The organism is Novosphingobium album (ex Hu et al. 2023) (assembly GCF_022832385.1).
Lineage (GTDB): Bacteria > Pseudomonadota > Alphaproteobacteria > Sphingomonadales > Sphingomonadaceae > Novosphingobium > Novosphingobium album.
The window spans coordinates 19,563-42,346 of the sequence record NZ_JALHLE010000009.1; the positions used below are offsets into that span (position 1 = coordinate 19,563).

Annotated in this window: 23 protein-coding genes and 1 tRNA gene; 13 read left to right on the forward strand and 11 right to left on the reverse strand. The window is 62.9% G+C overall.

The genetic code is table 11. The features are described 5' to 3' along the window. Positions 1-4 precede the first annotated feature (4 nt). Entirely contained in the window at positions 5-970 is a 966-nt protein-coding gene (locus MTR64_RS07660; protein ID WP_243992488.1) for a TauD/TfdA dioxygenase family protein, read from the forward strand. 4 nt (positions 971-974) lie between these two features. Continuing rightward, positions 975-1,262, forward strand: coding sequence for a putative quinol monooxygenase (locus MTR64_RS07665; protein WP_243992490.1), 288 nt, complete (start codon positions 975-977; stop codon positions 1,260-1,262). Positions 1,263-1,266: 4 nt separating this feature from the next. On the opposite strand, the gene MTR64_RS07670 is transcribed toward MTR64_RS07665, so the two are convergent. Then, a complete protein-coding gene (locus MTR64_RS07670) occupies positions 1,267-1,785 on the reverse strand; it encodes a YqgE/AlgH family protein (protein WP_419144928.1) in 519 nt (172 codons plus the stop codon). A 153-nt stretch (positions 1,786-1,938) separates the two neighbouring features. Between MTR64_RS07670 and MTR64_RS07675 the strand changes: the two genes are divergently transcribed. The 5 genes from MTR64_RS07675 (at position 1,939) to MTR64_RS07695 (ending at position 4,721) form a co-directional block, all read left to right on the forward strand. Further along, positions 1,939-2,640, forward strand: a complete 702-nt coding sequence (locus tag MTR64_RS07675) for a fumarylacetoacetate hydrolase family protein (RefSeq protein WP_268740808.1) — start codon at positions 1,939-1,941, stop codon at positions 2,638-2,640. Between the two features lie 83 nt (positions 2,641-2,723). Then, the gene (locus MTR64_RS07680; RefSeq protein ID WP_243992494.1) at positions 2,724-2,966 is read left to right on the forward strand and encodes an alcohol dehydrogenase catalytic domain-containing protein; all 243 of its coding nucleotides are present in this window, start codon (positions 2,724-2,726) and stop codon (positions 2,964-2,966) included. A gap of 81 nt (positions 2,967-3,047) precedes the next feature. Then, a complete protein-coding gene (locus tag MTR64_RS07685; RefSeq protein ID WP_243992496.1) occupies positions 3,048-3,611 on the forward strand; it encodes a (2Fe-2S)-binding protein in 564 nt (187 codons plus the stop codon). Between the two features lie 10 nt (positions 3,612-3,621). Then, entirely contained in the window at positions 3,622-3,966 is a 345-nt protein-coding gene (gene arsC, locus MTR64_RS07690; protein ID WP_243992498.1) for an arsenate reductase (glutaredoxin), read from the forward strand. 113 nt (positions 3,967-4,079) lie between these two features. Next, entirely contained in the window at positions 4,080-4,721 is a 642-nt protein-coding gene (locus tag MTR64_RS07695; protein WP_243992500.1) for a class I SAM-dependent methyltransferase, read from the forward strand. 27 nt (positions 4,722-4,748) lie between these two features. Here MTR64_RS07695 and MTR64_RS07700 read toward each other — a convergent pair whose 3' ends face one another. Further along, entirely contained in the window at positions 4,749-5,591 is an 843-nt protein-coding gene (locus tag MTR64_RS07700; protein ID WP_243992502.1) for a lipoyltransferase, read from the reverse strand. Positions 5,592-5,669: 78 nt separating this feature from the next. Between MTR64_RS07700 and lipB the strand changes: the two genes are divergently transcribed. Continuing rightward, complete coding sequence (gene lipB / locus MTR64_RS07705) at positions 5,670-6,368, forward strand: lipoyl(octanoyl) transferase LipB (protein WP_243992504.1); 699 nt, start codon at positions 5,670-5,672, stop codon at positions 6,366-6,368. Further along, on the forward strand, positions 6,369-6,704 hold the full coding sequence (locus MTR64_RS07710; protein ID WP_243992506.1) for a hypothetical protein: 336 nt from the start codon (positions 6,369-6,371) through the stop codon (positions 6,702-6,704). Here MTR64_RS07710 and MTR64_RS07715 read toward each other — a convergent pair. Both MTR64_RS07715 and MTR64_RS07720 read right to left on the reverse strand, forming a co-directional pair. Continuing rightward, positions 6,685-7,620, reverse strand: a complete 936-nt coding sequence (locus MTR64_RS07715) for an HpcH/HpaI aldolase/citrate lyase family protein (RefSeq protein ID WP_243992507.1) — start codon at positions 7,618-7,620, stop codon at positions 6,685-6,687. The two genes, MTR64_RS07710 and MTR64_RS07715, sit on opposite strands and share 20 nt — an antisense overlap. Before the next feature lie 73 nt (positions 7,621-7,693). Further along, the gene (locus MTR64_RS07720) at positions 7,694-8,860 is read right to left on the reverse strand and encodes an N-acetyltransferase (RefSeq protein ID WP_243992509.1); all 1,167 of its coding nucleotides are present in this window, start codon (positions 8,858-8,860) and stop codon (positions 7,694-7,696) included. A gap of 147 nt (positions 8,861-9,007) precedes the next feature. On the opposite strand from MTR64_RS07720, the gene MTR64_RS07725 reads away from it, so the two are divergent. Then, positions 9,008-10,111 (forward strand): fatty acid desaturase family protein, encoded by a 1,104-nt coding sequence (locus MTR64_RS07725; RefSeq protein WP_243992511.1) that lies wholly within the window; start codon positions 9,008-9,010, stop codon positions 10,109-10,111. A gap of 38 nt (positions 10,112-10,149) precedes the next feature. Here the strand turns inward: MTR64_RS07725 and lptG are convergent, their stop codons facing one another. The 5 genes from lptG to MTR64_RS07750 form a co-directional block, all read right to left on the reverse strand. Continuing rightward, positions 10,150-11,247 carry an LPS export ABC transporter permease LptG gene (gene lptG, locus MTR64_RS07730; RefSeq protein WP_243992514.1) on the reverse strand — a complete coding sequence of 366 codons (1,098 nt, stop codon included), beginning with the start codon at positions 11,245-11,247 and terminating at the stop codon, positions 10,150-10,152. A 1-nt stretch (position 11,248) separates the two neighbouring features. Continuing rightward, positions 11,249-12,475, reverse strand: coding sequence for an LPS export ABC transporter permease LptF (gene lptF / locus MTR64_RS07735; RefSeq protein WP_243992515.1), 1,227 nt, complete (start codon positions 12,473-12,475; stop codon positions 11,249-11,251). A gap of 206 nt (positions 12,476-12,681) precedes the next feature. After that, on the reverse strand, positions 12,682-13,068 hold the full coding sequence (clpS, locus tag MTR64_RS07740) for an ATP-dependent Clp protease adapter ClpS (protein ID WP_243992516.1): 387 nt from the start codon (positions 13,066-13,068) through the stop codon (positions 12,682-12,684). 114 nt (positions 13,069-13,182) lie between these two features. After that, the gene (locus tag MTR64_RS07745) at positions 13,183-14,052 is read right to left on the reverse strand and encodes a phasin family protein (RefSeq protein WP_243992517.1); all 870 of its coding nucleotides are present in this window, start codon (positions 14,050-14,052) and stop codon (positions 13,183-13,185) included. 269 nt (positions 14,053-14,321) lie between these two features. Beyond that, a complete protein-coding gene (locus MTR64_RS07750) occupies positions 14,322-16,184 on the reverse strand; it encodes a PHA/PHB synthase family protein (RefSeq protein WP_243992519.1) in 1,863 nt (620 codons plus the stop codon). Positions 16,185-16,388: 204 nt separating this feature from the next. Here MTR64_RS07750 and MTR64_RS07755 point away from each other — a divergent pair, with 204 nt between their 5' ends. Together MTR64_RS07755 and MTR64_RS07760 are read left to right on the forward strand one after the other, a co-directional pair. Next, positions 16,389-17,588, forward strand: a complete 1,200-nt coding sequence (locus MTR64_RS07755) for an LL-diaminopimelate aminotransferase (protein ID WP_243992521.1) — start codon at positions 16,389-16,391, stop codon at positions 17,586-17,588. A 127-nt stretch (positions 17,589-17,715) separates the two neighbouring features. After that, entirely contained in the window at positions 17,716-18,477 is a 762-nt protein-coding gene (locus MTR64_RS07760) for a winged helix-turn-helix domain-containing protein (RefSeq protein ID WP_243992523.1), read from the forward strand. A gap of 23 nt (positions 18,478-18,500) precedes the next feature. Here MTR64_RS07760 and MTR64_RS07765 read toward each other — a convergent pair whose 3' ends face one another. Continuing rightward, a complete protein-coding gene (locus MTR64_RS07765) occupies positions 18,501-19,025 on the reverse strand; it encodes a molybdenum cofactor guanylyltransferase (protein WP_243992525.1) in 525 nt (174 codons plus the stop codon). Positions 19,026-19,219: 194 nt separating this feature from the next. On the opposite strand from MTR64_RS07765, the gene MTR64_RS07770 reads away from it, so the two are divergent. Then, a tRNA-Cys gene (locus MTR64_RS07770) sits at positions 19,220-19,293 on the forward strand. A gap of 286 nt (positions 19,294-19,579) precedes the next feature. On the opposite strand, the gene MTR64_RS07775 is transcribed toward MTR64_RS07770, so the two are convergent. After that, positions 19,580-22,771, reverse strand: coding sequence for an amidohydrolase family protein (locus tag MTR64_RS07775; RefSeq protein WP_243992527.1), 3,192 nt, complete (start codon positions 22,769-22,771; stop codon positions 19,580-19,582). Between the last annotated feature and the right edge of the window lie 13 nt (positions 22,772-22,784).

A 22,784-nucleotide genomic window follows, 5' to 3' on the forward strand; every position in this document is an offset into this window, starting at 1 on the left:
AATGATGTCCGGACTTGATGTGCAGCCGCTGACCGAGGGCCGCAATTTTGGCGTCCGTATTCGCGGCATCACACTGGAACAGACGCAGGACCCGGCCATCCGCGACGAGGTCAACGCGCTATTCGACAAGCACGGCGTGATCGTCTTTTCCGATGTCGAGCCTTCGCCCCGGATGCACGTGGCCCTCAGCGACATCTTCGGTCCGCTCAAGGATCATCCAAGCAAGGCCGTCGCCCGCGTGGATCAGGATTCGATGCCCGGCGTCATCGACATGGCCATGAAGCCTGGCGAACCTGGCGACATCGATGTGGACGGCGTAACCCTCGCATCGTGGCTGCCCTGGCATTTCGACCATGCCTACAACAACGAGCTTAACCGTGCTGGTGTACTGCGCGCGATCGACATTCCGCCCGAAGGCGGACGCACCGGATTCGTCGACGGTATCGACCTCTACAATGCGCTGTCGCCCGAACTGCGCGAGAAGATCGAGGACCGCAACATCCTCTACCGGATGAACGTCTACATGGCGAACTACCGGTTCGGCGCACCGGCCGGGTACCGGGTCCATTCCGAAAAGCCGAGTTCGGACATCGTGATGGAAGAGTCCAGGGATGTCCCGCGCGCCGTCCATCCCGCCGTGTGGACCCGAACCACCGGCGAAAAGGTGCTCCACGTCTCGCCATGGATGGCCGAGGGGATCGAGGGCGATGAAACGCCCGAAGGTGAAGCTCTGCTGGAGGCAGTCTCGCGCGAGATCGTCGAACTCTCGAAGGACCTGGCCTACTGGCACCAGTGGTCGCCCACCGACATGCTCATCTGGGACAACTGGCGCGCCTTGCACGCCGTTTCCGGCCATCCGCCCAAGTACGGACGCCGGATGCAGCGCACCACGATCAAGGGCGACTATGGCCTCGGATACTTCGAAGGCGGCGCTTCGAACGACAACAAGATCGTCGAACGCACGTACTGACGGTATGATCCTGGTGGTGGCAACGGTCCGCTTGCATCCGGAGCGAGCCAGCGAGTACGAAGCGGCCCTGGCGGATATCATGCCGAAAGTGCGCGCAGCCAATCCCGGCGTGCTGTTCTATCATGCCGGGAAATGCCGCGAAGAGCCTGACACCTATCGCGTGGTGGAGGCCTATGCCGGTCAGGATGCCATGGATCGGCACATCGGCAGCGAAAGCCTCCAGCAGTCGCTAGCAGGGCTCATGCCAATGATCGCGGATCTGGACATCCGTATCCACGACTGCGTGGCCTGAGCGTTCAGGCCCGACCGGTCTCGGTGGAGAGCAGCGCCGGATCGATCCCCTCGGCGCGCCATGTCGCGCTCCAGCGGGCATCGACCGGGGTGTCGAACAGAATTTCAGGATGGCCGTCGGCCGCATACCAGCCATGATGGCGCATCTCGCCTTCCAGCTGTCCGGCGCCCCAGCCCGCATAACCCAGCGCCATTAGCCAGCGGCTTGGCCCCTTGCCTTCGGCGATGGCCCGCAGGATATCCATCGAGGCAGACAGCGCACAGAGCGGCTGGACCATGAGCGTATCCGTCCCGCCCCAGTCGGTGGAATGAAGAATGAAACCACGTCCAGGCTCGACCGGACCGCCGTGCAAAACCGGGCAATCGGGCGCGACGCCCGGATCGATGTCCAGTTCCTCAAGCACTTCGTGGAAGCTGACGCCTTCGCGCTCATGCCCGATGCCGATGCCGAGCGCGCCGTTTTCGTCATGCATGCAGATCACGTTGACCGAGCGCTCGAAGCGGGGGTCAAACATGCCGGGCATCGCCAGCAGAATTCTCCCGGAGAGGTATTGTTCTTGGGTCACATAACCGAATGTAGGCGCTTGGCGGGCGGGAGCAAGAGCGTTGCCCCATGGCGACAGACCGCTTCTCCGGCGCCATGCCCCGGCCTATGCAGAGCGCATTAGCAAGGAGATATGCTCGTGAGCCTGCTGTTCGCGCTGCCTGAAACGCCCTCTGTTCCCATCACCGGCGAGGAGGCCCGCTTCCCTGTGCGCCGCATTTTCTGCGTGGGGCGCAATTACGAAGCCCATGCCCGCGAACTGGGCAATAAAGTCGACCGCGAAGCACCGATCTGGTTCACCAAGGCTCCCGCAGCTCTCTGCCACAGTGGCGAGACCATCCCCTACCCGCCGGGCACCGCAAATTGCCACTACGAGATGGAACTCGTCGCGGCCATTGGCGCTCCTGCGTTCCGTGTCTCGCCCGAAGAGGCCATGGACGTCGTGCTCGGCTATGCCTGCGGCCTGGACATGACCCGGCGCGACCTGCAGAACGCCGCGAAGGACAGGGGCTATCCCTGGGACACCGGCAAGGATTTCGAGAACGCGGCGGTGATCGCTCCGATCACCCGCGCCGCTGCGTTCGGCCCCATCGCAGAGCAGCGTATCACGCTTTCGCAGAACGGCGCGGTGAAACAGGACGCCTCTCTGGCGGAAATGACATGGCCCCTCCCCGAACTGATCGCGGATCTCTCACGGATGTACCACCTTGCACCCGGTGACCTGATCTACACCGGCACCCCGGCAGGCGTCGGCGCGATTGCAGCGGGCGATCTGCTGGAAGGCGCGGTGGAAGGACTCGAGCCCGTGCGCCTCACCATCAGCGCCGCGGAGTAAACGGCGATGCGGGCAGCGGCGGGCCGGTCACGATCGAGACGCTGCCCGATCCCGAACCCGACCCCAGCGGGGTCCTGCTGCGCGTGCAGCGATGCGGCATCTGCGGCACCGACATCTCGATGACCAAGGGACAGGGCTGGGACTATGCGCCCGGCCAGTTCAGCGATGAATACGCGGTCGAATTGGTGGCGGTGGGCAAGGGGACGGAATGGCTGCGCATGGGCAGCAAGGCTGCGGCGAACCCGGCGCTGGGCTGCGGGCACTGCCCGCCACCATGCAGCAGGTGCGCGGCTCCAACCGGGGCACCAAAGTCCACGTCGACCTGACGGCGTGAAATCGGTGGAGCGGGCTCAATTGCACCGCAGCGGCTCTGGCGATCCCGCGCGCGACGGCTTAAGGGAAAACCGATGCCGCGCCTGACTGTCAACCAACGCCCGGTCGAATTCGACATGGACCCGCAGACGCCCCTGCTCTGGGCCCTGCGCGATGCCGCCAATCTGACGGGTACCAAATACGGCTGCGGCGTGGGCGATTGCGGTGCCTGCATGGTCATGGTCGACGGCACCGCCTTGCGCTCGTGCCTCATCACGCTGGCCGAATGCGAGGGCCGCGTTGTTGTCACCATCGAGGGGCTTTCGGACGACCGCTCGCACCCTGTGCAACAGGCCATGGTCGCCGAACAGGCGATCCAGTGCGGCTATTGCACCCCGGGTATCGTTATCAGCGGTGCAGCCCTGCTTGCGCGCAATTCCAACCCCAGCGAAGCGGAGATCAAGGAAGCGATCCCCAACCTGTGCCGCTGCGGCGTCTATCCCCGACTGGTGCGCGCGATCCAACGCGCCGGTGCCGTTGCGCGCCGCGTAGAGACGATCAGCGCCGCCCCCGCTCCCGGCATTACCCGCGAGGATGCGGCGAAGGCCGTTCCCGCCCTGGCGCCGCCAGAACCCCAGCCAACATCAACAGGACAATGAGGATCAAGCCATGAAAGCCACCATCTGGCACAACCCTAAGTGCGGCACTTCGCGCAAGACGCTGGCCATTCTGGAAGAGACCCCAGGCATGGACGTGGAAGTGATCGAATACCTCAAGACGCCGCCCACGGCCGAAAAGCTCGCCCAGCTTTACAAGGATGCGGGGATCACACCGCAGCAGGGCCTGCGCATGCGTGGCACCGATGCCGAGGAACGCGACCTGCCCTCCGCCGATGATGCTACCGTGCTCGCAGCGATGGCGGCCGAGCCCATCCTGATCGAACGTCCGCTGGTCGAAACCGGCAAGGGCGCCCGGCTCTGCCGCCCGATGGAAAAGGTCCACGAAATTCTCTGACGGAGCGACGGTTTATCTGGACTAGCCGCTCCCACCGCCTTGCAATGGCAGAGCTAATCTGCCACCGCATGGCACTTCCATGACACGATAACAGCGCGAGAGCATTCGCCAGCATGACCAGTTCCGAGCTTGCCCGCGAGGCACTTCCCCAGAAGATCAAGCGGAAAATCAAGCAAACCCTGGGGCCATGGGGCGTCTTCTTCGACGGCTTCCTGCGCAACCCGGTCATGGTCGGCTCGATCGTTCCGTCCTCACGCTTCACCATCAACCGCATGCTGTCGCGGGTCGATTGGGATAACTGCAAGCTTTTCGTTGAATACGGCCCGGGGGTCGGCACCTTCTGCCGCCCGGTGCTCGACCGGATGCGGCGCGATGCGATGCTGATCGTCATCGACACCAACCCGCGCTTCATCGAATATCTGCGCCGCACGATCTCTGACAGCCGCTTCGTCGCGGTCAACGGATCGGCTGCCGACGTGGAAGCGATCGTGCGAGCCCATGGGCATGAGAAGGCGGACTACGTGCTGTCGGGCCTGCCGTTCTCGACCCTGCCCGACGGCGTGGGCCCCGCGATCGCGGCGGCAACGTACCGGGTGATCCGCAAGGGCGGCGCATTCCTGGTCTATCAGTTCACGCCGCGTGCCCGCACCTTCATGGCGCGGCACTTCAAGCGGATCGACAACGCGATCGAGCCGATCAATGTGCCGCCCTGCTTCATGTACTGGGGCTGGAAGGACGAAGACGACGCCGCCTGAGCGGCGGCGCTTTTCTCTAATCCCAATTTATTCGAACGTTTGCGATATCGTCCCGGCCAAGGGCCCCGCGAGCTGGCGGTGCGTGTAGGCCAGCACTGCGGTCAGAATCACGCTCGCCACGGCGCTGATAGCGCCGGAAATCACGCCGCCAAGCAACGTCAGAGCCTGCCCCTCACCCAGCAGCAGAGCTGCCGGGCCGACGACTACCACCGTCACCATGAAAGCGATTGCGAGGTAGGCGATCATCAGCAGCAGGAAGAAGCCGAATAGACGCAGGCTGTTGTGCCGCGTCAGACGCCAGGACCGCGCCATCGCCGCCACCGGGTTGCCAATTCCGTCGTTGATCACCACCGGCACCACCAGCGACAGTTTGACCGAAAGGTAGATCATCAGCACGGCCATGGCGACGGCCACCAGAACCGACGCGACGCCCACGCCGGCAACGAGGCCCACTATTCCTCCCAGCACAACGCCAAATGCCATCATGGCTGCGGACAAGCCGACCATGGACAGCAGCGCAACTCCGATCAGCGACGGAAGCGCCCGGAACGCGACCATGATCGCCTCGCCTACCGTGAGCCTCCCACGATCGCTCAGAAGAGCCATGACGGTCAGATACCCAACACCCTGCACCAGCATGCCGCCGATGCCGAAGCCGAGAAACAACCCGAGGTTCTGAGCAAAAATCGCTTCGAACACTTCTGGCTTGCTCACGGACTGCAGCATCTGTGTCTGGACATCGGTGAGGAACACTGTCGAAAGCAGCGTGGGCAGCAGGAAGAAAACCCCCGCGACCGCCAGCAGCACGTGCCGGTTGGCACTCACTGCGGCCATCGCATCGAGCCACGCCCTGTTGCTGTCAAACTTCATACATACTCCCGGGCGCCAGCAGGGCGCACTGTCTAAAGGCACTTGATAACCGCAGGGAATGACGCCACGCAACGCGCCATGACGATTCCCGCCACAGATACCGGTGAATTGACGCTGCCGGGCGATATCGAGTTGCGTATGTCCGCTGCACCGGTCCCCTACCGCGAGGCTCTCGTCGAGATGACCGCGCGCAATGCCGCGATCGCCGCAGGAGAAGCACGCGAGCTGATCTGGCTGCTCGAACACCCGCCCGTCTACACCGCCGGCACCAGCGCAGCTTCCGCGGAACTGCTCGATCCGCGCTTCGAAGTGGTCGAGGCGGGGCGCGGCGGGCGGTATACCTACCACGGCCCGGGCCAGCGCGTGTGCTACGTCCTGCTCGATCTCAAGAAGCGCGCCCGCGACGCGCGCGGCTTCGTTCATGCGCTCGAAGGCTGGGTGCTCGACACTTTGCGGGACTTCGGCGTCGAGAGCTTCCGTTCGGAAGGCCGGATCGGCATCTGGACCACCGATATTGACGGGCGCGAAGCCAAGATCGGCGCAATCGGCGTGCGCATCCGCAAATGGGTGACGATGCACGGGTTTGCCGTGAATATCCGCCCGGACCTGTCGCACTTTGCCGGGATTGTGCCGTGCGGTATCGAGGAGTTCGGCGTGACCAGCCTGGCGCGCCTTGGCCACGAAGTCGATTTCAGCGCCTGGGACGAAGCACTCATCGCCCGGGCCGGCAGCTTCCTTGCCGCCCTTGAAAGCCCCTGCCCCCGGGAGACCGCCTGAATGACTTCTCCAACCGCTCTGACCCGTGCAGCGCTTGTCCTGACCCTGGCTGCGGCCTTGCCGCTTGGCGGCTGCAAGAAGAGCACGGAACCCGGCCAGACAACCGCCGCAGGCGAAATCCTGCCCCGTTCGGTCACTGACGACATGCTGCCCTACGACACCGTCCGCTCACAGGCCCCGCTGGCCGATCCCGATGCCGCCAAAGGCAAGCACGGCCCCAGCCAACCCGTCGCAGCGCCTTCCGAAAGCACCGATACGAACGGGACGGCAGCGGCAGGTGAGATGCCTGATGCGACAAGCGCGCAAGCCGGACAGGTTACGCCGGCCGCAGAATAGACCTGCGCCTCGCATCGTTTCCGAAAATTTCGGTTTCGGCGAGGTGAGCCACCCGTTGCGCCCTGACGAGTTCGGCACGTTCGACCGTGCGGCCGCGCAGTGGCAGCGAAACGGCGTGAGGATTCATTTCGAACGCGGCCACGATCTCCTGCGCCTCTTCGATTTCCCGGATGCCGGGCGTAAACGCCAGGTTGATGACGTCCACCTGCCGGGGATGAACCGCGAACATGCCGGTAAAGCCATCGGCCCTGGCTCTTTGCGCCATAGCCTTGATCGCGGTCTCGTCCTCGCAATCCCGACACGGTGCCTCGATTGCAACGATGTGCGCTGCATGGGCGGTCAGCAGCGTCTGAGCTCTGACGAAACGGCTGACGTCGCTGCGGCTACCCTCGCCTTCGCGCGCGCTAGTGGCACCGAGCGACGCGGCCAGTCCCGCCTCACTCCATGTCAGCCCACAAAGACGCTGATGCGCGGCTTCGAGGTAGTGCGAGATCTGCATGGCTGCGACCGGCGTCTCTCCGACGACCGGCAAGATCCGCGTCGAACCGGCCGGGAGCGCGAAATGCTGCTCGAGCTCGTAGATCTCGCTGGCCAGATGGCGCACCGCCTCCGGTCCTGCCGCCCGCGGCAGGATCACGCCGTCCGGCGCTCCTGCCATGACAGCGGCCAGGTCCTCACGCGAGCAACCTGATTCCAGTGCATTGACACGGACCCAGCGGCTCATGCCGCGGCTCCCGAACAGGTTGGTCCGATGGGCCGTCAGCCACTCGGCGCCCATCTGACGGGCTCGCGCCCTGGCTTCATGCGGAACGGTATCGGCAAGATCTACGACCACGCAGTCTGCGCCAGTCCCGAACGCTGCGCCAAGCTGCACCTCGCTGGCGCCGGATACGACGAGCCATGACCGGTATTTCATCGCCTGCCTCTTCAGCAAAACCTGCAGAGAGATTAGCGACAATCCGTTAAGAATTTCCGCAGAACGAACGGACCTATAGGATCTTCTCGTAGATCACGTATTCGCGGTTGACCTTGCTTTCGATGGTGTCCGCGATCGCCACCATGCCCTGGTTGTCCTCGAGTACCCAGCCGATCTCACCGCGCTTCGCGTCGAACTTTGCAGTAGCGGCGCGGCGGATATACTCGATCATCATGAAAGCCAGCTGGCTGGCCAAACGCGAGGACTGCAGCTTCTTGCGCACGCCCATCAGAGGCACCCGCATGTCCGCCGGCTTGGGCTTGCGCAGCCACAGCAGCAGCTTGATGAGCCCCAACAGCGAGGGCTTGCCGTTACGGCCATTCACGCGCATCTGGATGCCGTTGAGATCGGGCAGCGTCATCATGAAAGCCACCGGCTCGCCTTCGTATTCGGCGATGCGGATGAGGCTGGGGTGAACCAGCGGCTTCAGGACCTTGCCGATGTGCGCGACTTCTTCATCCGTAAAGGGCACGAAGCCCCAGTTGTCGGACCAGGCGTCGTTCAGGATGTCGCAGATGATCGCCGCATCCCTGTCGAAATGCTTGAGCTCGGCGTCCCGCACGCGAATCTTGGCATTCTTTTCGCCCGACGCGACGATACGCTGCACCAGCGGCGGGAATTGCTGCGTGACGTCCAGGTCATAGGTGTAGAGCGTCTTGACCCGGCCATAACCGGCGCCCTCGATCCAGGCCTGATAGGCTGCATTGTGATGCGCCATCATCACCATCGGCGCGTGATCGTGCCCGCGCACCTGCAGGCCCGGCTCCTCCCATACCGACAGGTTCATCGGCGCCAGGACGCGGGTCATGCCTTCCTTGCGCAGCCAATCCTCGGCGGTGGTAATCAGAGCACTCGCGACAGCCTCGTCCTCCGCCTCGATTGCGCCCCAGTTGCCGGTGCCGGGTCCCATGCCCTGTTCGAGGGGCTGTTTCAGCGCCAGTTCATCGATGTGCGCCGATATCCGCCCCACGATCGAGCCGCCGCGGCGGGCCAGGAACAGCTGGCAGCGGGCATGTTCGAAGAACGGGTTCTTGCCAGGGGTAAACTTGGAGATCTCCTCCGAGCGCAGATTGGGCACCCAGTTTTGATCTGACGCATTGAGCTGGTAAGCGCAGTCCACGAAAGCGGCGCGATCGGCCTTGCTGGAAACGGGCGTTATGACGATTTCGGAATTGGCCACGATGCTGCCTTTGTTCCAGCCTATGGGACGTGCGGATACGCGAAGTGCGGCGGGACACGCCCCCTTGTCAAGCGGCCGCCGCGCCGCCATTTCCTTCAACCCCGCGCCGGACACGGTTTTGTCCGGAATGCTTTGGATTTTGAACACATGATTGCCCAGGACGTGACGGAACAGCCCCGGCCCTCCCCCCGCGCAGAACCGTCAGAGCGGATCGCCACGACATGGCATTCGCAGATTCCCGACGACAAGGAGATGCTGCGCGCCGCGGTCGAACTGACACGCGACATTTCCGAGGCGCGCGCGGCCATTTACTGGCCCGACATGCTGGGATCGGCGCTGCTGGGCTATGCCGCACTGGCCGGAGCGATCCTGCTGCAGAACCCGCTCGTCGCGCTGGCCTGCGGCATTTTCTCCGCTCTGATGCTGTACCGTGCGTTGCTGTTCATCCACGAGCTGACCCACATCCACAAGGACGCCCTGCCGGGATTCCGCTTCGTCTGGAACCTGCTAGTCGGCATCCCGATGATGATCCCCTCTTTCATGTACGAAGGCGTGCACACCCAACACCACGCCCGTACCCGCTACGGGACAAACGACGACCCTGAATACATGCCGCTTGCCCTGATGAAGCCCTGGAGCCTGCCGGTCTTCGCGCTCACCGCGATCCTGCTGCCGCTGGCGCTGCTGGTGCGCTCAGCGATACTCGTGCCGCTCGGCGTCATTGTTCCGCCGCTGCGCAAACTGGTGTGGGAACGAGCCTCGGCCCTGTCGATCAACCCGCAGTACCGCCGCCGTAAACCCGAAGGCGATTTTGCCCGCATGGTGTTCTGGCAGGAGCTTGGAGCCTCTGTCTGGACGATCTCGGTCCTTGCCGCGAGCTATCTCTACGGCTGGCGTCCGTTGATCATCGCCCTGTGCGTGATCTCGTTCACCGCGTTCCTCAACCAGGTGCGCACGCTTGTCGCGCACCTGTGGGAGAACGACGGCGAAGCGATGACGGTGACGGCGCAATATCTCGATTCGGTCAATGTCCCGCCGCCGGCCCTGCTGTCGCCGCTATGGGCACCCGTCGGCCTGCGCTTCCACGCACTCCACCATCTGTTGCCGTCGATGCCCTATCACTCGCTGGGCGAATGCCATCGCCGCCTCTCGACTCACCTCGGCGCCAACTCGACCTACGAACAGGCCAGCTACAAGGGACTGATGACGCTGCTGACACGCCTGGCCCGCAGCACGATGCAAGCAAGGTAAAAAAGGGACAACAGGAAAGCGCTGCAAACCCTGTCCGCCTACTCCTCGGTGCGGATCAGCACTGTTTCGCCGATCAGAGCAAACAGGATGAACGGCGCCCAGGCAGCCACGAAGGGGGGGTATCCACCGAAGTTGCCCATGGCCAGCGCTGCATTGTCGAAGACGAAATAGGCAAAACCCAGCGCCATGCCCAGAGCGGCGCGGATGAGGAGCTGGCCCGAGCGCGCAAGACCGAAGGCCGCTACCGCGCCCAGGAGCGGCATCAGCGTGGACGACAGCGGACCCGAGATCTTGTGCCACCAGGCTGCGTCGAGCGCGCTTGTCCGTCGTCCGGCGGCGCGCATCGCCTCGATCGATCCGGCCAGCGTGAAGATATCCTCGGAATCGGCATCGACCTTGGCGAGCGTTACCTTGGCCGGCGTCAGGCCCTTCGCCACCGTTGCCGTAGCCAACTGCGTGGTCCGGGTGCTGGACACGTCGAAGCGGACTGGCTTTTCCAGTTTCCAGCCGGGGCCGGCATACGTAGCGCGCGGACTGCGCAGCTGCTCGACTAGCATGTCGTTGGCATCGCGCCGGTAGAACGTCACTCCGGTCAGCACCATGTCGTTGCCACTCCCGGCCAATGTCCTGGCCAGCAGCAGATCACTGCCGTCCGACAGATAGAGATTGCTGCGGACACCCGACGCTTTCGGGATAGGGCCGTAATCGACCGCCTGCCAAGCATCCAGTGCCGCACTGGACCGCGTGACCACCCTTTCGTTGAATGCGAATGTCAGGCCCGAAATCACCAGTGCCGTGAGCATCAGCGGCGCCAGCACCTGATGCGCCGAGAGCCCCGCGGCCTTCATCGAGATGACTTCGCTGTTCTGGTTCAGCGTCACGAGAGTGATGATCGTGGCAAGCAGCACCGAATAGGGGAGGAACCGCGCGACCAATTGGGGGGCACGCAGGGAGACATAATAGAGCAGCTGCATCTGGCCGTTGCCCTGATAGGCCAGAATGTCCCCGCTCTCGCCCAGCAGGTCGAGCACTTGCAGCACCATCACCAGCATCAGCAGCACGGCAAGAATGCGGGTGACGAACAAGCGCGCGAGGTAGAACGTCAGTGAGCGCGAGGGAAAGAATTCAAGCTGCATGTCAGGATTGATCCGCCGGTGTTGGCAGCAGGGGGCCATGGCGCTTGCGGCGCAGGAACGACTTGAAGAACTTGGTGGTGGCCGCCGCCAGCTTTTCCAGCCAGCCGATCGCTTGGCCACCCGGCACATAGGCTACACGCCAGTACATCCACAGGATTAGAGCCGCAAAGACCACGAAAGGACCCCACAGCCCCACCAGCGGATTGATCTTGCCCAGCGAGGCGACGTCGTTCGCGTACTGATTGACCTTGTGATAGGCCACGATCATCACGATGGAGACGAAAAGGCCCAGCGCCGAAGTCGACCGTTTGGGCGGAATGGCTAGCGCGACGGCCATGAGCGGAAGAAGCAACATCATGACCACTTCCACCATCCGATAGCTGAAATTGGCCTGACTGGAGACGCGCCCATCCTCGGGCTGCGTGTCGCTCCAGCCCAGCTTCATCAGCTCGGGCAGGAGATATTCGCGGGCAGCACCGCCGCGCTGGCGGAACTTCTCGATCTGCGGCAGTTCGATCGGCAGGTCATGCCGGGTGAACGTGAGCACGCGCGATTTCTGGCCCGGTTCGTCCTGGATGATCTGCCCCTGCTCCAGCCGCAGAATGATGGTATCGGGCGATCCTTTCAGCGCAAGGAACCGGCCCTCGCGCGCGGAAATGGACAGGACCTGGCCCTTGTCGTTGGCCACGCGGGCGAAAATGCCCATGAGCCGCCGGCCATCATCCTGACTCTCGTCGATCTTCAGCGCGATGCGATCCTTGAGCGAGGTGAACTCGCCGACCTTGATCGAGGCCCCCAGCGCACCTGACTTCAGCTCGTAGTTGAGTTGCTCGTAGGCATACCGAGCCAGCGGCTGGAGATAACCGACATTGGCGAAGTTGATCGCCACCATGACCAGCGTGATCATGTAGGGCACGCGCAACATGCGGGTATAGCTGAGACCCACCGCCCGCATCACGTCGAGTTCGCTGCTGGTGGCCAGCTTGCGGAAGGCAAAGAGTATGCCCAGCATCAGTCCCAGCGGAATCGCCAGACTGGCATATTCCGGCAGCATGTTGCCCAGCATCTTGAATACCACCCCGATCGGCCCGCCTTCCGTCGCCACGAAATCGAACAGCCGCAGCATCTTGTCGAGAACGAGCAACGACGCCGCGAGCAGGAAGATCGCGAGCATCGGCATCAGCACGAGGCGGAAGATGTACCGGTCGATGGGACTAATGAATTTCACGGGGCTCGCGATACTCAGGGTCAGACACAAAGTGCCTTAACCGCAACCCGGCGAAGGGGAAAGAGGGCCGGGAAATACGGCCGCTTCCGATGCGGCTTCGATGCAACGGGGCAGACCCACCACACAATCGTGCAGTTCCGGTAGAAGCGCATTTGGAAATTCGAAGCGGGAGGTGGCGGGCCGGACACACGTCCGGTGTAGGCAAATCAGGCCTTTTCCAGCGTGCACTGCAGCGGATGCTGGTTCTGCCGGGCGAAGTCCATCACCTGGTTCACCTTGGTTTCGGCGATCTCGTAGGGGAAGATGCCGCAGACACCGACGCCCTTCTGATGGACGTGGAGCATCACGCGCGTGGCCTGTTCCATGTCCATATTGAAGAAGCGCTTGAGGACCATCACCACGAATTCCATCGGGGTGTAGTCATCATTGAGCATCAAAACCTTGAACTGGCTAGGTTTCTTTGGCTTGGCGCGAGTCTTGGTGGCAATACCAACCTGCTCGTCCCCACCCGTGTTCCGGTCCGAATCGTGATCGTCCCCGGCATGCACTGGCCAGGGACGCGAGAGTACGGAATCGGCGATAAAGGGAATCATGACGGGCAGAATATCGTACCGGGGCACCTTTCTTCAAGATGCCCCGGCCGAGAATGTCGCTTTTAGCCCTGCCGACCGGGCGAAATGCGCCCGAACGGACAGTTCGCGCCGCTTTTACAGCGCGGCCGAGCGGGCCTTTTCCATCGCCATGCTGACGCGGCCGGAGATCGGCGCGAACACGTCGCTGGCGAGCTTGAGCATGGTTTCGCTGTTCTTCGAACCGTAGGCGACAGCGCTATCGAAGTTCTTGCGCATCATTTCGCTCTGGATCTTGAAGAAGTCCGTCGGCGACTTGGCAGCAGCGAGTTCCTTGATGTCGCCGGTCATGGTCTCGAAAGCGCTGCGGCCTTCGGAAACCAGTTCCGAGCCAATGCTCTGCATGCCTTCGGCGAGAATCTTGCCCGATTCCACCACGGCTTCAACGTTACCCTTGGTGAAATCGCTCACTTCGCCGAGAGCCTTGGTGCTCTTTTCGAAAGCTTCCTTGGCCTTCGCCTGAGCTTCGGTGACTGCTTCCTGAAAACCGGCAAAATTGGGGCTCATGTCCATAATCTTTTCCTCGAGCATGAAGTTGGTGAAAAGTCCTGCGAACGCGGGGTCTGAAGCGGTCTTCGCCGCCTTGGGAGTGGCTGCCTTCGGGCTTGCAGCGGCCGGAGCCGGCTTTTCCTCGACAACCTTGGCAGCCGGCTCGGCCGCAGCCTTCACCGGAACAACTTTACTGACTGGCTTCGCCGCCACCGGTGTCTTCGCAACCGGTTTCGGCTTCGGAGCCGGCTTGGGCTTGGCCACAACCTTGGCAGGAGCCGCCTTGGGCGCCGCCGCAGGCTTTGGCTGGGCGGGTTTGCCCTCAACTTTCGCACTTGCAGCTTTCGCCTTGCGTGCAGGAACCTTCTTTGCAGCCGGCTTCACAGGCACCGCATCGGATGCGGCCTGATACGCCTTATCAGTTGCTGCAATGTCTTTCGGATCTTCGTTTGCGGCCATTTAACCTGTCCAGCGATCGAATTCATTTCAGCACCGGAGGATTTGTTTCCGGCTGCGATACCGCCTCAATCGAGTCGGCATCATCGTTGCTGCGATGCACAATAGGTTTTCGCAAAAGCGAAGTCAATATGAATTTGCTGCATTGCACAATTTATGTTGCAGTGCAGCAAATTCAGCGGAATTCCCAGCATGCCTATAGCATCCGGTGTCTTTCGCGACCGTGACAGTTTGGCTGCAAGCCGGCATTCATCAGGCCGCCTGCGGGCATTTCAACGCGTCGAAACGTAACGCCCCGGTGCATCTTCAATGATCTTGTCACCCCGGCCGCCAGGTTTGCGCCTGCCGCGCACCGGCACCTGGGTGGGATCCACATTGCCGAGCCACTCGCGCCAATGCGGCCACCAGCTTCCCGAGTGCTCCGCAGCACCGGCGATGAAATCTGGTAATGTCTCTGGCGCGCCATCGCAGGTCCAGTACCCGTACTTGCCGGAAGACGGCGGATTGACCACGCCTGCGATATGCCCCGACCCTGCGAGCAGGAAGGTCCACGGCCCAGACAGGTAGCGCGTCAGCTTCCACACACTCTCAGGTGGCGCGATATGATCCTCGCGCCCGGCCTGAATGTAGACCGGCGTGGCAATCCTGTGCAGGTCGACCGGCACGCCGCAGGCCGTCAGCGAATCCGCCACGGCGAGACGATTGTCGCGGTACAGATCACGCAGATAATCGCGATGCCAGCGCGCAGGAAGGTTGGTTACGTCACTGTTCCAATGCAGCAGGTCAAAGGCCGGGTAGTCTTCTCCCTTAAGATAGTTCTTTTCGACATAGCTCCAGACGAGATCGTTGCCGCGCAGGAGATTGAAGGTCGCTGCCAGATAGCGTCCGTCGAGATAGCCTTCGGGCGAGAGCGTCCCGAGCGTTTCGATCTGCTGATCATCGATAAAGTTCTTGAGGTCTCCGGCGTCCTCGAAGTCCACCTGAGCGGTGAAGAAAGTGGCACTGGCGACCTTGTCCGCCTTCCCCTTTCGCGCGAGAACAGCAAGCGTTGCAGCCAGCGTCGTGCCCGCCACGCAATAACCGATCGTGTGCACCGAGGGCACGCCGAGCCGCTCCCGCACATGATCGATCGCGTCGATCTGAGCCTCGATGTAGTCGTCCCAGACCAGGCCCGCCATCGACGGGTCAGCCGATTTCCAGGACACCATGAACACGGTGACTCCCTGCTCCACGGCCCAGCGCACGAAACTCTTCTTGGCGTTGAGATCGAGGATGTAGAACCGGTTGATCCACGGCGGAAAGATCACCAGCGGCGTCTTGAGCACCTTGGCCGTAGTCGGCGTGTACTGGATCAACTGGAACAGAGGCGTTTCATAGACGACCTTGCCCGGCGTCACGGCAATGTTCTCGCCAAGCACGAAAGCACCCGGCCGGGTATGCGTAAGCTGACCCTTGCGAAGGTCGTTCAGCATGTTCTCGAACCCGCGCAGCAGGCTCTCGCCATTGGTTTCGGCCGCATGACCGAGCGCGACCGGATTGGTCAGTGGGAAATTCGCCGGGCTCAGCGCATCGACCATGGCCCGGGCCGCGAAGACAAGCTGCGCCTTGCGGGCCGGTTCGACATCCTCGACCGCCTCGGCAAGGCTCATCACCTTCTCACCCAACAGCAGATAAAGCTGGTGCAGCAGTGCGAAGAAAGGCTGGCGCTGCCATTGCGGATCAGCGAAACGCCGGTCGCGGCGGGGCAGTTCCGGTTCTTCCGCAGGGCCGGACGACCCGCGCGGGCCGAACCCGAACTGGCCGGATACCGCGTTGACCAGAGCGATCACTTCATCCCAGATATCCTGCTGCACTTGTGGACTGGCCAGCGGCAATTGCCTGAACACAGCTTCAGCGGTGGCGATCCATTTTACCGGATCAGCATAGTGCGGAGGACTGTCCGTCACCTTGCCGATCTGCTCCACCTGATAGTCGGTCCACAGCGACTGCATGCGGGCAGCAATCTTAGCCCATTGCACGGCGGAATCCGGATCCGCCTTGCCGGCAGCCGGCATGAGCGATCCAAACAGGGTTGCCATGTTTTCGGTCTGGGTACGCAGGACGTCGTTCATCAGGTCGCCGGCGTTATTCGCCATGGGCAATCGAGCTCCTCGGTGTGCATTGCCTGTCCAGTCCCGGTGTGGCTTTCCTTGCGCCGCGTGTCGAGTCCGAACAAGTGCCAGCCGCCATCAACCGTTGTTACATTCTTTGCAACGATGAGGCATTTGCGCAACGAGCGTAATCCCCTACAGGGACGATGCGGCAATGGTGCCGCCTGTATTTATGGATTCAAAGAGGTCATGGAAGACGAGTTCTACCGCATCAAGCGACTGCCGCCCTATGTCATCGCCGAAGTCAACGCGATGCGGCACGCGGCACGCCAGGCGGGCAAGGACATCATCGACCTCGGCATGGGCAACCCCGACCTGCCCCCGCCCCAGCACGTGATCGACAAGCTGTGCGAAGTGGCCCGCAAGCCCGACGCGCACGGCTATTCCCAGTCCAAGGGCATCCCGGGCCTGCGCCGCGCCCAGGCCAACTACTATGCCACTCGCTTCGGCGTCGAACTCGACCCCGAGAACGAAGTGGTCGTGACCATGGGCTCGAAGGAGGGCCTTGCCAGCCTCGCCACCGCGATCACCGCGCCGGGCGACGTGGTGCTGGCGCCCAACCCCAGCTACCCGATCCACACCTTCGGCTTCATCATCGCCGGTGCGACCATCCGCTCGGTGCCGACCACGCCCGACGAGAACTACTGGCTCTCGCTCGACCGGGCGATGGCCTTCACCGTGCCGCGCCCGTCGATCCTGGTGGTCAATTACCCCTCGAACCCGACGGCCGAGACGGTCGACCTCGCCTTCTACGAACGCCTTGTCGCATGGGCAAAGGAGAACAAGGTGTGGGTCCTGTCCGACCTCGCCTATTCCGAGCTCTACTATGACGGTAACCCGACCCGCTCGATCCTCGAGGTGCCCGGCGCAAAGGATGTAGCCGTCGAATTCACCTCGATGAGCAAGACCTATTCGATGGCCGGCTGGCGCATGGGCTTCGCAGTAGGCAACCAGCGGCTGATCGCGGCTATGACACGCGTGAAGTCCTACCTCGACTACGGCGCCTTCACGCCGATCCAGGCCGCCGCGTGCGCCGCGCTCAACGGCCCGCAGGACATCGTCGAACGCAACCGCCAGCTCTACCAGAAACGCCGTGACGTGATGATAGAGGCCTTCGCCCGCGCCGGGTGGGACATCCCCAGCCCCAAGGCGTCGATGTTCGCCTGGGCTCCCCTGCCGCCCGCGCTCAAGGAGATGGGCAGCCTGGAGTTCTCCAAGCAGCTCCTCACCCATGCCGAAGTCGCGGTGGCACCGGGCGTGGGCTATGGCGAGGACGGCGAGGGCTTCGTGCGCATCGCCATGGTCGAGAACGAACAGCGCCTGCGTCAGGCCGCGCGCAACGTGAAGCGCTACCTGACCTCCATGGGGGTAAACACCCCGGCTTCCTGAGGCAAAGCCCCATAGTGTAGGGAAAAACCACAAGTTTATCCTGTAAGATTTTTCGAGTTGTACCGAATCCCCTTCACCCTGATCCTTCCCCCGACGCTTCGCCGCTCGGCAACCACATGGGGGACTAATGGGCGTTTCAAATCAGCGTGGGGGGGATTCTTACCAGTTCTGCTGGCTGGGGGTGGAAGACCTTCCATCCGCTCTTGACCTGCGCCGCGACGGCTGGAGCCTTAATGAAGGCGATGGCCCCTCGGCAGACTGCATCGGCATCATCAACGCCGGCAACCTCGACAGTGTTGCCTGGACGCGCGTCCTCTCCACTTATCCGGAGGAGGCCCGGCGCTACATTCTGGTAACAGGCGTCAAGCGCGCCGGTGAACGCACCATGCTGCTGCAACATGGGTTCGCGGATGTCGTTTCCGACACGATCGCCCTTGAAGAGCTGGGAGCGCGCGCTGCACGCGTTGCTGACTTTTCGCACTGGCTGCCACGCCAGCGCCAGTTCGGCATGCTCCGGCTGGACCTGCTCGCACGCGAGGCCCACGTCGATACCAAGCCACTCAACCTCAATCCGCGAGAATTCGCGCTGCTATGGCGACTGGCAGATAGCCCCAACCGCCCGGTCAGCAAACAAACGCTGATCCACGACGTGTGGCGCATGGGCTTCGTGCCCGAAACCAACAGCATCGCCGTCCACATGTCGCGCCTGCGCCGCAAGCTGGCCATCGGCGGCCTGCAAGGCGTTATCGAAACGGTACAGGAAGGCGGTTATTGCCTGCGCATTGGCGACACCCCCGGCAAATACCCCGCCAGCAAGGAACATGCCGCCATGCGCTTTTCCGGCCAGGGTGCGGACAAGGCCTCCAACTGGTTGTCCCTGCCGATCTGAATTGTCCCGGTCAGGATGGGGGGTCATTGCCGCTCTGACAGGCCTGCAAGATCCGCGGGTGTGTTGATGTTGGGGACCGATACGGCAGTCTGCACCTCGCGCGCACCGATCAACCCGGCGAACCGGAGCATCGAATGCCGCTCCTCACGCTGCAACAATTGCTCGAGCACCGGAGCGGCCGAAGCGGGCCAAAGGCCGATCACCGGTTGTGCAGCCAGACAGGCGGGTGCCGGCGACAAGACGTCCAGCAGGTCCTCAGGAAGGACCGCTGCATCCACCCCGCACGTCAGCACAGTGTCATATCCCTCGTCGCATGCATGACGCAGGGCCGATGCAAGGCCGGCCAGCGGCCCCATGCCGGCGCGCGGCCAGTCCGGCAGGGTCGGCGCAGGAGCCGTCTCACGGCCCACGACCACCACATGTTCACACCAGCCCGCCAAGGCATCGACGGCCAGCGCGATGAGCGTGTGCCCATTCAGTTCGGCCAGCGCCTTGTCGCTACCGAAGCGGCTAGACAGCCCGCCGGCAAGAACGGCTCCGAGAATCATAGACAGCGCTCCTCATGGCGCCGACGGCGATCGGCTGCCCTCACCATAGTGGGCGAACGTCGCAAGATGAAAGAGCCAAACGCATGGCCAGCATACCCGCCTGCAAAGGGCCCAAAACGATTTGCCGCGTTCAACGCGAATCTGAGTTGCACGCCGGCCAATCCGTTGCTAGGCGCGCAATCCTCCACACGGATGGCCCGATGGCGGAGTGGTGACGCAGCGGACTGCAAATCCGTATACGCCGGTTCGATTCCGGCTCGGGCCTCCATTACAGCCTCCAGAGGCGTCCGAGAACATCCCGCAAGCGGCTGTTTTCCTGAGGTTTTTTCTGGCAGTTTGGCACTGACAGTTCAGGGCCATTTCACCAAATCTCACCCAAATGATGGACGATTTGATGGTTGTCCCGCAATAACGGTCAAAATGTCTGCAATTCGCGATAGATTTGAAACCCGGCCCCTCGCCTGAACGTCCGACCGCTCCAAGCCCGTGACTTTGACCGCCGATTGTTTGGCTTTTGAATTCTCACGCGCGGAGTGGCTATTGCTTTCGTTCTTTCAGACGCTGGCAGCAGAAGCCTTGGAGTTGGCAAACCGCCGGGGATGGCCAACGAAGGTGTGGTCCGCGCAGCAGGCCGAACGCCCCGTCTCAACGTATTCGGCGGACTGCCAGAAATAGTCCTGAGCAGCAGCCAACGGAGGCAGGACGGTGTTACGCAGGCTCGTTCTGGCTGGTTCGGCGAAAGGGGCCTGCAATTCGCTGGGCGTATGCACACGGCCATTGGCGATCACGGTGCGGACGCTTGCCGTGGCATTGATGTCGGCAAGGGGGTCCCCTTCCACCATGATGAGATCAGCCAGCATTCCGGGCGCGATCTTGCCGATGGGTTCGTCCAGGAACTCGCCGGAATTGCGTGTCGCCGTGTAAAGCGCTTCGAGCGGGCTCAGGCCGCACCGCACCATGCCCCGCAAGTTCAGGTGCAGGCTGATGCCGACGAGATCGATCGGGGCGTCAGTTCCGGAAATCACGCGCCCACCAAGGGCCATGGTCTGCTTGATCTGGTCCACCTGCCGCTGCAGCGATTCCAGGAATGGCGTGCGGTCGCCATCGGACATCATCCTGGCGCGTGCTTCTACCTTGAGATATTCCCAAGGCGGGAACAGCGTCTTGATCCTTTCGTCCCGCACAAGGCCATCGTCTTCGCCCAGCAAGGCAGAGGCCACGAACAGAGTGGGAGTGCGGCCTGCATGAGCGGCAGCGAACAGGCCGTTCACGTCCTTGTAGCCACCACCCAGCGACGTGACGGTGCGGGAATAGCCATAGCGGTTGGTCGCGCCCATGTGCTCCATGCAGTCCATCCCGCTGTGCAGCGCGGGATAGTGATAGTGCGAACTGAGATGCATGCCCATGGCATGGGCCTGATCGGCAACCTGTTTCTGAATATCGTGGCGCAGCCGGACGTAAGTCTTGACCATATCGTAATCGAGCGCCCGGGCACGCTCCATTTCGAGGGCCAGCTGGCCCGGCTCGGTGACCGGACGCATGAAGTTGTAATAGATGCGGCTGCCATCGATCGCCTCGCCGGTGGCGAAGTGACGCGGCGCGGTCCGGTGCCCGCCCTGGATGGCCTCGCGGTCCTCCACCATGTGGTAGGCCGGGCAGCCGGGGGAACGCGTTGCCGTGATACCCATGGCAAGCCAGACGCGGCCCATCCGGTCGCCATAGTTGTAACCCTGCATCTGACGGTGCGTATGCATGTCGATGAGGCCGGGCATGAGCGTCTGGCCCGGCGCTGCAAGGCGCCTGGCATGGGCGTCCGTCACCGTGCCGTTTGGCAGAACCGCCGCGATGCGGTTGCCTTCCACCACGACTTCCCTGCCGGTTGCCGCGCTCCCGGCGATGCCATCCCAAAGTTTGTCTGCGGTAAGCACCATCCGGCCATCAGGCACGGCATTGGCCCAGGTCAGACGGCAGGGAATGGTTCTCGATGCCCCCCCATTGATGGAGACCAGACGCAGTTTGCCACCGCTGAGGTAAAGCAGCGAAGCGGAATCGCCGCTCCAGCTGGGCGCGTCGGTGACTTCGGTGGTGATCTGCCGTGGCGCGCCGCTGAACTTTCCGGCTTCATCAACGGCCGCGACCCAGAGCGTGCTGGCAAAGACGTAAGCCATCATCTTGCCGTCGGGCGACCACACCGGCCCGTCCAGCCCGCGAACGCCGATCGATTTGCCGGGTGCGACCGGGGCATAACTGCCCTCGCCCGTGGCCGTATCGACCGTCAGGATCTCGCTCAGGCCCTCGCGGTAGCGTGCCGAGACGGGTTTGAACGCGGCATAGGCGATGGTCTTGCCGCCGGGGCCGAAGCTGGGCCGCCCCGGTTCCCACAACGGTGCATAGACCTGCTGGATGGCGCCGGACGCCAAATCCACAACTTGCAGGGCCCCGTTCTGATCGAGGCAGGCGATCTGCTTGCCGTCAGGCGACCAGTTGGCCGAAACCAGCCCCTTGTCCGGCACGTTGGTAAGCTGGCGCTCCTGACCAGTTGCAACGTCTTTCAACCAAAGGTCCAGCGTGCCGCCCCGGTCGGTCGAGAACACGATCGACTTGCCGTCCGGCGACCACGCCGGGTCGCACTTGTAGCTGGCGTCCTTCACGAAGGGTATCGGAAGACCGCCGACCGGCATCATCCACAAGTCGTTCAGCGCACCGAATACGATGTGCCTGCTGTCAGGGGACAATGCCGGCGCGACGATCCCCACCACCGGCAGGGCCGAAGTGCCGGTGAAATCGCGCGTCTTTTTCTTGTACCGGGGGCGGGTGACGGGGACCTGCACGGCGAGAGGCACGGCCTCCCGCGCACCGCTCGCCATCTGGCGCCAGATGCTGCCGCCGGAAGCATAGAGGATACTGCCATCCGGCAGGAAGGCCGGGCGGAAAGGATAGAGATCCTCGCCCGCCACAATGTCTCGATCGCCGGCGACCAGCGTCATCGATCCGGGCTGTTGCCGCGTGTAATAGACCGTACCATCGAGCGCGGACGCGGGAGCCATGATCGCCGACGGATGGAAGAAATCGTGGGTTTCGGGCACGGACGCCACCATTATGGCTTCGCTGCCATCCAGCGGCTGGCGCATCAGCCGTGCCCCGTTCGCCACATAGAGCACAGCCTTTCCGTCCGGCGTCCAGCACGGTTCGGAGTCCTGCGAGGAACCTTGCGAAATGAGCGATACTTTCCCGCTCGCAACATCGAGCAGATGGATGGCGTAACGCCCCCCGCTGCGATCGCTAGAAAAGGCGATCGTCTTTCCATCCGGCGACCAGCGCGGTTCACGGTCATCGCACAGCCCGCTGGTAAGCTGTGTCAGGGAACCTCCCCCCGCCGGAATCGACCAGATATGGAAATTGCCGGTCCGGTAACTCTGAAAGATGATCTCGTCGCCTCGGGGCGACCAGTCCGGCTGGCCCAGATCATCGAAATCACCCGTCAAACGCGTGGCCGGGCCGCCCGTGACCGGTATCGTCCAGAGAATACCCAAGAGATCAACGGCAATGGTCTTCCCGTCCGGAGAAACGGTCAGAGCCACGTTTGTCACCTGATCGGCCGTTACGGCAACTTCGTCTCCGGTGGCCGCCTGTACGGTCTGCCCGGAAAGGCCGGATGACGCGCCAGCCGCGATCAAGCCCAAACCGCTCAAGGCCAAGGCCTCGCGCCTGTTGACGCCTGATCCCTGTTCTTTTCCGGCGGTCATCCGTCTTTCTCCT

Bases quoted from the DNA above. Each gene is read 5' to 3' on its own strand.
- MTR64_RS07660 (WP_243992488.1), top strand. From the start codon at position 5: ATGTCCGGACTTGATGTGCAGCCGCTGACCGAGGGCCGCAATTTTGGC.
- MTR64_RS07665 (WP_243992490.1), top strand. From the start codon at position 975: ATGATCCTGGTGGTGGCAACGGTCCGCTTGCATCCGGAGCGAGCCAGC.
- MTR64_RS07670 (WP_419144928.1), bottom strand. From the start codon at position 1,785: ATGCCCGGCATGTTTGACCCCCGCTTCGAGCGCTCGGTCAACGTGATC.
- MTR64_RS07675 (WP_268740808.1), top strand. From the start codon at position 1,939: ATGCTCGTGAGCCTGCTGTTCGCGCTGCCTGAAACGCCCTCTGTTCCC.
- MTR64_RS07685 (WP_243992496.1), top strand. From the start codon at position 3,048: ATGCCGCGCCTGACTGTCAACCAACGCCCGGTCGAATTCGACATGGAC.
- arsC (WP_243992498.1), top strand. From the start codon at position 3,622: ATGAAAGCCACCATCTGGCACAACCCTAAGTGCGGCACTTCGCGCAAG.
- MTR64_RS07695 (WP_243992500.1), top strand. From the start codon at position 4,080: ATGACCAGTTCCGAGCTTGCCCGCGAGGCACTTCCCCAGAAGATCAAG.
- MTR64_RS07700 (WP_243992502.1), bottom strand. From the start codon at position 5,591: ATGAAGTTTGACAGCAACAGGGCGTGGCTCGATGCGATGGCCGCAGTG.
- lipB (WP_243992504.1), top strand. From the start codon at position 5,670: ATGACGATTCCCGCCACAGATACCGGTGAATTGACGCTGCCGGGCGAT.
- MTR64_RS07710 (WP_243992506.1), top strand. From the start codon at position 6,369: ATGACTTCTCCAACCGCTCTGACCCGTGCAGCGCTTGTCCTGACCCTG.
- MTR64_RS07715 (WP_243992507.1), bottom strand. From the start codon at position 7,620: ATGAAATACCGGTCATGGCTCGTCGTATCCGGCGCCAGCGAGGTGCAG.
- MTR64_RS07725 (WP_243992511.1), top strand. From the start codon at position 9,008: ATGATTGCCCAGGACGTGACGGAACAGCCCCGGCCCTCCCCCCGCGCA.
- lptG (WP_243992514.1), bottom strand. From the start codon at position 11,247: ATGCAGCTTGAATTCTTTCCCTCGCGCTCACTGACGTTCTACCTCGCG.
- clpS (WP_243992516.1), bottom strand. From the start codon at position 13,068: ATGATTCCCTTTATCGCCGATTCCGTACTCTCGCGTCCCTGGCCAGTG.
- MTR64_RS07745 (WP_243992517.1), bottom strand. From the start codon at position 14,052: ATGGCCGCAAACGAAGATCCGAAAGACATTGCAGCAACTGATAAGGCG.
- MTR64_RS07750 (WP_243992519.1), bottom strand. From the start codon at position 16,184: ATGGCGAATAACGCCGGCGACCTGATGAACGACGTCCTGCGTACCCAG.
- MTR64_RS07755 (WP_243992521.1), top strand. From the start codon at position 16,389: ATGGAAGACGAGTTCTACCGCATCAAGCGACTGCCGCCCTATGTCATC.
- MTR64_RS07760 (WP_243992523.1), top strand. From the start codon at position 17,716: ATGGGCGTTTCAAATCAGCGTGGGGGGGATTCTTACCAGTTCTGCTGG.
- MTR64_RS07765 (WP_243992525.1), bottom strand. From the start codon at position 19,025: ATGATTCTCGGAGCCGTTCTTGCCGGCGGGCTGTCTAGCCGCTTCGGT.
- MTR64_RS07775 (WP_243992527.1), bottom strand. From the start codon at position 22,771: ATGACCGCCGGAAAAGAACAGGGATCAGGCGTCAACAGGCGCGAGGCC.